We start from the raw sequence: 12,011 nt of genomic DNA, 5'->3' as shown, positions 1-12,011 counted from the left end.
GCGTGAGATGAAAGTTGCTGCATGGCAGGAATGGCGGGCGTGTGCGCCGGAAGCCGGTTTCCGCCATGCAGCAGCTTTTTGTGTAATAAGAAATATGAGAAGAAGTGTTTGGAAAGGAATCAGAATGGCAAAGGCAAAATCAACGGGATTTTTCTGCAGGGAATGCGGTTATGAATCTTCCAAATGGATGGGGCAGTGCCCGGCGTGCAAGGCGTGGAATACGATGGTGGAAGCGCCGTCCGCACCGGCATCATCCGGTACGGCAGCAGGGCGGTATGCGGCAGCGGCTTCGCTGACGGCGGCACCGGGGAAACGGGTTGGCGCGCAGGCAAAGCCAGTCAGCTTAGATGAAATTGAGCTTTCCGATACGGATCGGACGAGAACCGGATTTGCAGAACTTGACAGGGTGCTTGGAAGCGGCGTGGTGCGTGGCTCCCTGGTGCTGGTCGGCGGAGATCCGGGAATCGGAAAATCAACCCTGCTTCTGCAGGTCTGCCGGAACCTGGCAGGACAGGAACAAAAGGTTTTATACGTCTCCGGCGAGGAGTCATTAAAACAGATCAAACTGCGGGCAAGCCGGATCGGGACGGTGCGCGGACCACTTTCGTTCTTGAGTGAGACGAACCTGGATACGATTGCGGAGGTGATCCGGGAGGTACGCCCGGATGTGGTCGTGATCGACTCGATCCAGACCATGTTTATCGAGGCGGCAGGTTCTGCACCGGGCAGTGTCAGCCAGGTAAGAGAGTGCACCGGCGTCCTGATGCAGCTCGCAAAAGGACTGGGTGTGACAGTCTTTATCGTCGGTCATGTGACGAAAGAGGGTGTTGTGGCGGGACCGCGTATGCTGGAACATATGGTCGATACAGTGCTATATTTTGAGGGCGATCGCCATGCGTCCTACCGGATTCTGCGGGGAGTGAAGAACCGTTTCGGTTCGACCAATGAGATCGGCGTGTTTGAGATGCGGGAGGAAGGACTGGCGGAGGTGCCGAATCCATCCGAATTTATGCTGGAAGGGCGCCCGGCGGAGGCATCCGGTGCGGTGACTGCCTGCTCGATGGAGGGAACCCGCCCGATTCTTCTGGAAGTGCAGGCGCTGGTGTCAAAGACGAATTTCGGACTGCCGAGGCGGACGGCAGCGGGCGTCGATTACAACCGTGTGAACCTGCTCATGGCAGTGTTGGAAAAACGATGCCGTTATGCCCTGTCCGGGTACGATGCCTATGTCAACATTGCAGGCGGCATGAAGATGAACGAGCCGGCGCTTGACCTTGCGATCGTGATGGCGCTGATTTCCAGCTATAAAGACCGTCCGCTGGATGAGAAAACGATCGTATTTGGCGAGGTCGGACTCTCCGGAGAGGTGCGCGCCGTCTCGATGGCAGAGCAGAGAGTCCATGAGGCAGTCAAGATGGGATTTACAAGGTGCATTCTTCCGATGGTCAATGTCAGTAAATTGAAACCAAGGTCGGATATCCGGCTGGAAGGGGTGGCAAATGTGCGGGAGGCGATTGGGCTGCTGTAGGTTGCTTGGATTTTGGGAAAATTTAAGAAAAATAATATTAGCGTAATGTGAGTAACAGCAAATTTGTCTCAGTGGGAGTTAGGTCTCCGACTGAGATAAACGCTCCGCGAGGATGCGCAGTGATTCTGATAGGAATATGTCAGCTTCTCTGACCAGAATCACGCGCCAAGTCTCATGGACGTTTGACTTGAATGTTTAAAAAAACAAAAAACGCCAATGACTCATCTCTGAATCACTGACGCCTTTAGAAGCAGGGGAAGAGGGATTCGAACCCCCATTAACGGTTTTGGAGACCGTTGCTCTGCCATTGAACTATTCCCCTTCGCTGCTGACTCAGTTATGATATCATAGCCATAACGAAAAGTCAACAATTTTTTTATAATTTTTCATTTTTTTTGATTTAATATATTTTTTTCCATTTATTAAGTATCATTCATCATTTTATATGGAAACTAGAGATCAGGATAATTTGGTAAAAGAGAATTTGTGTGCTCATGCTGGGTGGAAAATCACAATGAATATTTAGTTCAACTGCCCAAAAACAATCCGCTAAACCATTTGATGTATATAAATAATGACAATATATCATGAAATGAATACGACGATAGTTCTAGACGTCGGAATATTTTGCCAAGAAACACTCTGCTTTTTTGGTAAAAATCATGTATTAAAAATATGCGGTATAAAAGAAATCAAATTGACATTCGACAAAAATCATGCTATAAACACTGAATAAATCTTTATGGTTTTAAATGTGCCTAAAAAACGGAGGGAAAAATTCTGTTGGTACATTCAGGAAAAAGGAGTTGTTTATTATGAAACAGAGAAAAATTATGCTGAAAACGATAGAAGATGCAAAGAAATTTGTCAATGCTTCTATGAAATGCGATTTTGATATTGATGTTTTTTATAACCGTGTTGTCATTGACGCCAAGTCGATTCTGGGAGTTATGAGTTTGGATCTGACACAGATTCTGACCGTTGAGTACACGGGCGAGGATGCAGAGTATGAGGCGTTCCTTGACACGATGGAAGCGGACAATGTGACAGCGGCATAAAAGGGCTGGAAGGCTGGTTCAAGTGGAACATAGATATCATAGATATTTTGGAAGGATATGTATGGCTCGAATCGGCATGATGAAAGAAAAGTTGATAGTACGAAAATAAAGAAAGACTGCGGGTGCCGGAGAGAAGATGGTGTCTGCAGTCTTTTTGATAGACATATATATGTACTCTCGGAGTCTTTCTGCACGTGCTTTTGTGGCTGATTTTCCGCCAGCCGCACCCGAATTTCATCAACGTACGCACCGCGTACGCCTCAGAAATTTGGGCACAACTGACAAAAAATCATTTCACAAAATCAAGCACAGAAAGATTCCGAGAGTACATGTACGGGGAAGGGAGGAACCACACATGGAGCTGACCGGCAGGCAGATACGGATCTCCGTCCGCAATCTGGTTGAGTTCGTTCTGCGTTCGGGGGATATTGATAACCGGCGCACGGCGGGTGCACAGAAAGAGGCGATGTTAGCTGGGGGACGGATGCACCGGAAGATACAGCGGCGGATGGGATCAGGGTATCAGGCGGAGGTGTCGCTGCGCCATTCGGTGGAGGAGGACGGATTCCAGATCGTGGTCGAGGGGCGTGCGGATGGAATCATCCGGGATGGAAAAGATGTCACGATCGATGAGATCAAGTGTGTTTACCAGGATGTAAACTGTCTGGAAGAAGCGGTTGGCGTGCATATGGCGCAGGCGCGCTGTTATGGCTATATCTATGGATTACAGGAAGCGCTGGACGAAGTGACACTGCAGCTCACCTACTGTAATCTGGAGACGGAGGAGATCCGCCGCTTTCAGGAGATCCAGACGATGAACGAACTTTCTGAATGGTTTGCTGGTCTGATCCATGAATATGTCAAATGGGCGCGTTACCTCTATCACAACGGGCTGCGACGTGATGAATCAATCAAAGCGCTCGAATTTCCCTATCCGTACCGGGCGGGACAGCGGGAGCTGGCGGTGGCGGTTTACCGGACGCTGGAGCGCGGGCGCAGGCTGTTTGTCCAGGCCCCGACCGGGATTGGAAAGACACTTTCGACGGTATTTCCGGCGCTTAAAGCGATCGGGGAAGGGCATGGGCAGAAACTCTTTTACCTGACGGCGAAGACGATCACGCGGACGGTGGCGGAAGAGGCGCTGGCGATTTTGCGGGAACGCGGGCTGTATTTTCGTTCGGTCACGATCACGGCAAAGGAAAAGTTGTGTATTTTGGAAAAACCGGTGTGTAATCCGGAAATGTGCCCGCGTGCGAAAGGGCATTTTGACCGTGTCAACGATGCGGTGTATGAAATTTTGCATCAGGAATTTGGAATCACGCGTTCGGTAATTTTAGAGTATGCGGAAAAATTTCAGGTCTGCCCGTTTGAGTTCTGCCTTGATATTTCTTCGTTTGTGGATGGGATCATCTGCGATTATAATTATGTCTTTGACCCGGATGTGCGCTTGAAGCGTTATTTTGCGGATGGGGCGGAGGGAGACTATTTCTTCCTGATGGATGAAGCTCACAATCTGGTATCGCGCGCGCGGGAAATGTACAGTGCTTCTATTATAAAGGAAGAAGTGCTTTTGACGAAAAAGGTACTGGGACATCGTGCGCCGGCGCTGGGGCGGCAGCTTACAAGGTTAAATAAGGCGCTTCTGGAGATGAAGCGGGAGTGCGGCGGCTACCAGCTGCTCAAGGATGCCGGACATCTGGTTTCAGTGTTAAACGGTGTTTTTGGAGAAATGGAAAAGTATCTGGAAAAGCCGGGCGGGGAAGACGGACGGGACACGATTCTGGATTTTTATTTTTCGGTGCGACATTTTTTAAATATGTATGAGCGGGTCGATGAGCATTACAGGATTTACACGGAACTTCTGCCGTCCGGCGAATTTGTCATCCGGCTTTATTGTGTCAATCCGATTGAAAATCTGGCGCAGTGCCTGTCGCAGGGAAAAGCGGCGGTCTTTTTCTCGGCAACGCTTCTGCCGCTTCGGTATTACCGGATGCTTCTGTCGGATCAGGAGGAGGACTATACGGTCTATGTGCCGTCCCCGTTTCCGCAGGAGCGGCGTCTTCTGCTGGCGGCGACGGATGTGACGAGCCGGTATACGCGGCGCAATGAGACGGAATACCGGCGGGTGCTGCGGTACATCCAGACGATGGCAAGTGTGAAAAAGGGCAATTATATTGTGTTTTTTCCGTCGTATCAGTATATGAACCGGGTACGTGAGGTGTGTGAAGGGGAATATGCGTATCAGAATGTTGAATTGGATGATAATGAAAAAATGAAAAATCATTCCGGGAAAAACGGAAAAAGCATGGAAATCCTGGTCCAGGATTCTCACATGACCGAGGAGGAGCGGGAAGCATTTTTACAGAAATTTTCTCCCGAACGAACAGCTGAACGTGATACCTCCCTGGTGGCGTTCTGCGTGATGGGCGGTCTGTTTTCGGAGGGAATCGACTTGACAGGCGACCGGCTGATCGGCGTGATCGTGGTCGGAACCGGGCTCCCGATGGTATGCACGGAGCAGAAAATTTTGCAGGGATATTTTGAAGAAGCGGGAAAAGATGGATTTGCATATGCCTACCAGTATCCGGGCATGAATAAGGTACTCCAGGCGGCAGGGCGGGTCATCCGGACCGCGTCCGATCAGGGCATCATCCTTTTACTGGATGACCGGTTCTGGCGTCGGGAGTACCGGGAATTATTTCCAAGGGAATGGAGCGATGTCAAACGGGTCAGTCTTTCGTCTCTGGAGCAGGAGCTCCAGGCGTTTTGGAGCCGTTTTCCAGAAGTTCAATAAATTCACGCGATGCCTGTGAGATCAGCATTGTCTCATTGTGGACGACGACGAGCTGGCGCGGCGGCAGGGCTTCAGTCAGGGTCAGGGCATAAAGTTCTTTTTCGCCAGCCGGGAGACAGAAATCCGGGACAAATGCGATGCCGAGACCGATGCGCGCCAGATCGATGAGCAGATCGTTGCTGCTTAATTCAATCTCCGGTACGAGGTCAAGCTGGTGCTTCTGGAACATGTTGTGCAGAAATTCGCTGGTGGTACTCTTGCGATCCAGCATGAGGATCGGGAGCGCCTGCAGCTCGTGCAGTGTAACTGGGCGGTCTTTCATCGGGAAATAGGTTTCATTGGCAACGAATATATCGTTGAATTCGCGCAGCACATGGATATTCTGCGTTCCACCGAGCCCGGAGTTTGGATAGTTCGTTAGGATAAAATCGACCTGTCCGTTGTCCAGAAGCCGCGCACATTCGATGGAGGTACGGTTGGTAACCTTGATGTGGATATTCGGGTAGCGCTTGTGAAATTCGTTTAAAAATGGCACCAGATAATAGCGGCAGATCGTGTCGCTTGCGCCGATGCGGAGCTGACCGCCGTTTAAGCTGTTAGAGTCGAGCAGCTGGTTTTCGCCCTGACGGATCAGGTTCATCGCCGGTTCCACGTGCTTGAGCAGGATCTCGCCTTCCGGGGTAAGCTGTACTTTTTTTGTGCTGCGGATGAAAAGAGTCTGGTTCAATTTCTTCTCCAGTACCTTGATCGACTGGCTGACCGCCGACTGGGAGATGAAAAGCTGCTTGGATGCCTCGGAGAAACTTAACGTCGAGGCTACGTGGTAAAATACTTTATATAATTCATAGTTGATATCCATTTATTAGTCCTCCTTATAGAACTGTATTCAGTGTAACATGATTGAAGGACGGAGTCAATAATGATTGTATCTGTGTCTTGTTTGTGATAAAATGACGGAATCATCTTAGAAGTATGTATTTTTTAGGAGGGAATATCACATGGAATCTAATACATTTTATGATATTTACTTAGAGGAACTGAAAAATCTCCCGCAGGGCACGCCGGAGGAGGAAGCGGCGCTTCTGAAAAAACTGACGGAGGGGGACAAGACAGCGGCTTCCCGTCTGACGGAGTTAAAACTGGCGAAGGCGGTTCAGATCGCGGAGGAGTACCACGATCGGGGACTTCCGGCGGGCGATCTGGTGCAGGAGGCAAATATGGCACTGTTCCTGTTTGCAGGCGAGTATGAGGGAGGCGATTTTGACGCACAGATGGAGAAACGGGTGCGCGCGGCGATCGAGGATGCGCTGCAGATTCAGAACCGCGAGACGAAGATTGAGGAGGAGATGGCGGCGCGCGTTAATGTCCTCAAGGATATTTCTGCGAGCATGGCGCGGGAGCTGGGACGCGAGGCGACCCTTGCGGAATTGGCAGAGCGCATGAAGATGAGCGAGGATGAGATCCGTGACATCATGAAGCTGACGATGGATGCGATGAAGGTCAGCGGTCAGGCGGCAGAGATGGCTCAGAAAGAGATAGATGAACAGGAGTAATAGAAAATGCTGTTTTATTTGGTGCGCCACGGTCAGACTGACTGGAACCGGGCGGGAAAGATACAGGGAACGACGGATATTCCGCTGAATGAGACAGGACGGCAGCAGGCGGAGCAGCTAGCCGCTGTTCTAAAAGAGAGGAGTGGCTATCCGGCGGGAACGCGGATCGATGCGGTTTATACCAGCCCGCTTGCGCGGGCATTCCAGACGGCGGAGATCCTGGCAAAGGAAGGAAAATTACCGCTCCGCCGCCTGACGGGGCTGCGGGAGCGCGATTTTGGATGCTGGGAAGGCAAAAGCTGGCAGCAGGTGGAAGCAGAGTACCCGGACGAATTTCATCTGTGGAGGGAACAGCCGATGGTCGGTATCCCGTCCGGCGGAGAATCAAGAAAATCCTGCGAGGCGCGGAGTGAACGGGCGATCCGACAGATTTTGGAGGAGACAGCCGGGGATGCGGTGATCGTGGCGCACGGTGGGATCCTCGTCTTTTTGATGAATTATCTGCTCCGTTTCCATCGGGAGCCGCAGGAGATCATTGTGGCGAATGCCAGTCTGTCGGTTGTTTCGTATGACCGTTCGACGGGGATGGGAAAGCTGCTTGCACTGAATGAGACAGGGACGTTGGAACAGAAAAAATCGTTTTAAAGAATGATTTCAAAATGAAAAAAGCAGGAATGAAATAAGGCAAGAGATACAATAAGAGTTACTGTTCACGGGTAGGCACTTTTGGAACCGAAAGTGCCGTAAGAAAACGTGGTGGTAGCAGGAATTTGCCGTATTTAAATGCGAAGCCACGGCAAATTCCGTTACTGGGCACGTATGCGTGAACAGTAACCAATAAGATGTGTTAATAAAAAATATTAAATATATTAATTTTACTAATCTATAAAAATTGTGTATGATAAAGGCAGATGCTAGAAGAAGGCATTTGCCTTTTATGCTAAAAAATGAATGTATTTTACAGAACATGAAACATTAAAATACGAAAAAACAGGAGGAAAACATGAGCGTAAGACGTATTTTCGTTGAGAAAAAACCGGAATTTGCCGTATTGGCTCACGATCTGAAAGAGGAGATCGCAAGCTATCTGGGGATCGACACGATCACCGATGTCCGCGTACTGATCCGCTATGATATTGAGGATGTATCGGAGGATGCATATCAGAAAGCGCTGATTACTATCTTCTCTGAGCCGCCGGTTGATTTTGTCTATGAGGAGGCATTCCCGTCCAAGGAAGGCGATACGATCTTTTCCGTTGAGTTCCTGCCGGGACAGTTCGATCAGAGAGCCGATTCCGCAGAACAGTGTGTGAAACTTCTGAATGAAGAGGAAAATCCGGTGATCCGTTCCGCGACAACTTATGTTATTTCCGGAACACTGACCGCGGAGCAGATCGAGGGCATCAAGTCCCTGTGCATTAACCCGGTGGATTCCCGTGAGAATAACAACGCAAAGCCGGAAACGCTGGTAACGGTATTTGAGCAGCCGGAGGATGTCAAGATTTTCGATGGTTTCTGCGGTTATGGCGAGGCAGAGTTAAAAGAACTCTACGATTCCCTGAACCTTGCGATGACGTTCAAGGATTTCGAGCATATCCACAACTACTTTAAGAACGAAGAGAAGAGAGATCCGTCTGTGACCGAGATCCGCGTGCTGGATACATATTGGTCCGATCACTGCCGTCATACGACCTTCCAGACTGAGTTAAAGGACGTTACCTTTACAAAGGGCGATTACAATGAGCCGATGGAAGCTTCCTACAAACAGTATCTGGCAGATCGCGAGGTTCTCTACAAAGATCGCGATGACAAGTTTGTCTGCCTGATGGATCTGGCTGTTCTCGCTATGAAGAAGCTTCGCCGTGAGGGCAAGCTGGAGGATCTGGAGGAGTCTGAGGAGATTAATGCGTGCAGTATCGTAGTTCCGGTTACCATCGACGGCAAGGAAGAAGAGTGGCTGGTAAACTTTAAGAATGAGACCCACAACCATCCGACCGAGATTGAGCCGTTTGGCGGCGCTGCCACCTGCTTAGGCGGTGCTATCCGTGACCCGCTTTCCGGACGTACCTATGTATATCAGGCTATGCGTGTGACCGGTGCGGCTGATCCGACCCGTCCGATGTCGGAGACACTGCACGGCAAACTTCCGCAGAAGCGCATCGTAAAGGATGCAGCACATGGCTACAGCTCCTACGGTAACCAGATCGGTCTTGCTACCGGCTATGTAAAAGAGATTTATCATCCAAATTATGTGGCAAAACGTATGGAGATCGGTGCTGTTATGGCAGCAGCTCCGCGCAAAAATGTCATCCGTGAGACTTCCGATCCGGGCGATGTAATCATCCTGATGGGTGGACGTACCGGCCGTGATGGTATCGGCGGCGCAACCGGTTCTTCCAAGGTACATACCGAGGAGTCCATCGAGGTCTGCGGCGCAGAGGTTCAGAAGGGCAATGCACCGACCGAGCGTAAATTACAGAGACTGTTCCGCCGCCCAGAGGTCAGCCGTCTGATCAAGAAGTGTAACGACTTTGGCGCCGGCGGCGTGTCGGTAGCGATCGGTGAGTTAGCTGACGGACTTCAGATTGACCTTGACAAGGTTCCGAAGAAATATGCAGGTCTGGACGGAACGGAGATTGCGATTTCCGAGTCACAGGAGCGTATGGCTCTGGTGGTAGACCCGAAAGATGTTGATAAGATGCTTGCTTATGCAGCAGAAGAGAACCTGGAGGCAGTTCCGGTTGCCGTTGTTACTGAGTCCCCGCGCCTGGTTCTGAACTGGAGAGGCAAGACGATCGTAGATTTAAGCCGTGCATTCCTGGATACCAACGGTGCTCATCAGGAGACAACCGTTACCGTTGAGGTTCCGACCAGGGAAGGCAATGTATTTGATAAACAGGAAGTAAAGGATGTCAAAGAAAAATGGCTGTCCATGCTTTCTTCCTTAAATGTATGCTCCCAGAAGGGTCTGGTTGAGATGTTCGACAGCACCGTGGGCGCAAGCAGTGTATTCCTGCCATACGGCGGTGTCCACCAGATGACCGAGACACAGGCGATGGTGGCAAAACTGCCGATGAGCAAGGGCAAATGCGATACCGTTACCATGATGAGCTACGGCTATGATCCGTACCTGTCCAGCTGGAGCCCGTACCACGGCGCTACTTACGCAGTGCTGGATTCTGTTGCTAAGATCGTGGCAAACGGCGGTGATTTCCACAAGATCCGCTTTACCTTCCAGGAGTACTTCAAACGTATGACGGAAGATCCGAAGAGATGGGGCACACCGTTCTCCGCTCTGCTCGGTGCTTACAGTGCGCAGCTCGGATTTGGACTTCCGTCCATCGGCGGCAAGGACAGTATGTCCGGCAGCTTCTATGATGAAGAGCACGGCGAAATCGACGTACCGCCGACACTGGTTTCCTTTGCAGTTGATATTTCCGATACCAAACACGTGGTATCTCCGGAATTTAAGAAAGCGGGCAGCAAGATTGTTCTCTTTACCATCGAGAAAGATGCACATGACCTGCCGGTTTACAGCCAGATCATGGATGGTTACGAGAAAATCTACCGCGATATGGAGTCTGGAAAGATTATTTCCGCATATGCGGTTGAGGGTGCTGGTGTAGCAGAGGCTGTCAGCAAGATGGCATTTGGTAACCGCCTGGGCGTAAAGATTGAGCACAATGTAGATCCGAGAGACTTCTTCGCCGCTGGCTGGGGCAATATTGTCTGCGAGGTTCCGGACGGCAAGGTAGGCGAGCTGTCCATTCCGTACACCGTGATCGGTGAGGTAACCGACAAGGGAACCTTCGAGTATGGCAGTACCGTGATCTCCATGGAAGAGGCTCTGAAAGCATGGACCGGAACCCTGGAGAAAGTGTTCCCGACCGCTTCCGGCGCACCGATGAAGGCAGCAGAAGAGACACTTTACAATACCGATAAGGTATATGTATGCAAACATAAAGTGGCAAAACCAACCGTATTTATTCCGGCAATGCCGGGTACCAACTGCGAGCTGGACAGCGCGAAAGCGTTTGAGGCAGCCGGAGCGGAGACGATTGTGCGTGTATTCCGCAACCAGAATGCATCCGATATCCGTTCTTCCATCGAGCAGTACAAAGAGGATATCAAGAAATCCCAGATCATTATGTTCCCGGGTGGATTCTCCGCAGGTGATGAGCCGGATGGTTCGGCTAAATTCTTCGCTACGGTATTCCGCAACGAGGCGATGATGGAGGAGATCGACAAACTGCTTCATGACCGGGATGGCCTGGTACTGGGTATCTGCAATGGCTTCCAGACATTAATCAAACTGGGACTTTTAACCGGAGGCAAGATTGAGCCTCAGAAAGCAGATTCCCCGACTCTGACAACCAACAACATTGGACGCCACATTTCCCGCATGGCATACTTAAAGGTTGTATCTAATCTGTCCCCGTGGCTCAGAAAAGCAGAGCTGGGAGGCGTATACTGCAACCCGATGTCCCATGGTGAAGGACGTTTCGTAGCCAACGAGGAGTGGCTTGCAAAACTTCGCGCAAATGGTCAGATCGCGATCCAGTACAGCGATCCGAACGGAAACTTATCCGTCAGCGAGGAGTGGAACCCGAACGGTTCCTACCAGTGCATCGAGGGTATCACAAGCCCGGATGGACGTATTCTTGGTAAGATGGGTCACAACGAGCGCTGCTGGAGCGATACAGGCATGAATATCTATGGAAATCAGGATATGCAGCTGTTTGCTTCAGGTGTGGAGTATTTCAAATAAAATGAACACCTGCTTTTAAGTAAGGTAGAAATAGACCGGACCGCAGAAATCTGCCCCGGTCTATTTTTTGTGTGATAGAAAATTCCTTGGAATTCCCCATCACACAAAAAGGTACATTCTTTTTTATGTCACAGGAAATATCAATTATGATATAAATTCTACCATTGACGAAAATGTCAGAAAACCTTAAACAAAAAGTTATTCTCAGGTAATAAAAGTGTGCTATCCTGTCAATAACAGAAAGCAGACATCTACTTCAAAAAAACAAGGGGAAAATTTTGAAAATACCGACAGTTTATTTTGACGCAGG

7 protein-coding genes and 1 tRNA gene are annotated in these 12,011 nt (G+C 50.1%); 6 read left to right on the top strand and 2 right to left on the bottom strand.

Annotated elements, in window-relative coordinates; genetic code table 11:
• Window positions 1–124 precede the first annotated feature (124 nt).
• Complete coding sequence (gene radA / locus DWV73_RS03090; RefSeq protein ID WP_117795810.1) at window positions 125–1,528, top strand: DNA repair protein RadA; 1,404 nt, start codon at window positions 125–127, stop codon at window positions 1,526–1,528.
• 251 nt (window positions 1,529–1,779) lie between these two features.
• Here the strand turns inward: radA and DWV73_RS03085 are convergent.
• Window positions 1,780–1,850: transfer RNA gene (locus DWV73_RS03085), tRNA-Trp, on the bottom strand.
• 493 nt (window positions 1,851–2,343) lie between these two features.
• Here DWV73_RS03085 and DWV73_RS03080 point away from each other — a divergent pair.
• Window positions 2,344–2,586, top strand: coding sequence for an HPr family phosphocarrier protein (locus DWV73_RS03080; RefSeq protein WP_107000009.1), 243 nt, complete (start codon window positions 2,344–2,346; stop codon window positions 2,584–2,586).
• Window positions 2,587–2,941: 355 nt separating this feature from the next.
• Window positions 2,942–5,380, top strand: coding sequence for an ATP-dependent DNA helicase (locus DWV73_RS03075; RefSeq protein ID WP_117795635.1), 2,439 nt, complete (start codon window positions 2,942–2,944; stop codon window positions 5,378–5,380).
• On the opposite strand, the gene DWV73_RS03070 is transcribed toward DWV73_RS03075, so the two are convergent.
• Window positions 5,316–6,239, bottom strand: coding sequence for a LysR family transcriptional regulator (locus DWV73_RS03070; protein WP_117795633.1), 924 nt, complete (start codon window positions 6,237–6,239; stop codon window positions 5,316–5,318). The genes DWV73_RS03075 and DWV73_RS03070 overlap by 65 nt on opposite strands.
• Before the next feature lie 139 nt (window positions 6,240–6,378).
• Between DWV73_RS03070 and DWV73_RS03065 the strand changes: the two genes are divergently transcribed.
• The 3 genes from DWV73_RS03065 (at window position 6,379) to DWV73_RS03055 (ending at window position 11,701) form a co-directional block, all read left to right on the top strand.
• Window positions 6,379–6,933 (top strand): sigma-70 domain-containing protein, encoded by a 555-nt coding sequence (locus DWV73_RS03065; protein WP_117795631.1) that lies wholly within the window; start codon window positions 6,379–6,381, stop codon window positions 6,931–6,933.
• A 6-nt stretch (window positions 6,934–6,939) separates the two neighbouring features.
• Window positions 6,940–7,578, top strand: a complete 639-nt coding sequence (locus tag DWV73_RS03060) for a histidine phosphatase family protein (RefSeq protein ID WP_117795629.1) — start codon at window positions 6,940–6,942, stop codon at window positions 7,576–7,578.
• Between the two features lie 358 nt (window positions 7,579–7,936).
• On the top strand, window positions 7,937–11,701 hold the full coding sequence (locus DWV73_RS03055; RefSeq protein ID WP_117795627.1) for a phosphoribosylformylglycinamidine synthase: 3,765 nt from the start codon (window positions 7,937–7,939) through the stop codon (window positions 11,699–11,701).
• Window positions 11,702–12,011 lie beyond the last annotated feature (310 nt).

It is taken from the genome of Clostridium sp. AF12-41 (assembly GCF_003461685.1).
Classification (GTDB): domain Bacteria; phylum Bacillota; class Clostridia; order Lachnospirales; family Lachnospiraceae; genus Otoolea; species Otoolea fessa.
This window is presented reverse-complemented; position numbering and strand designations above follow the sequence as displayed.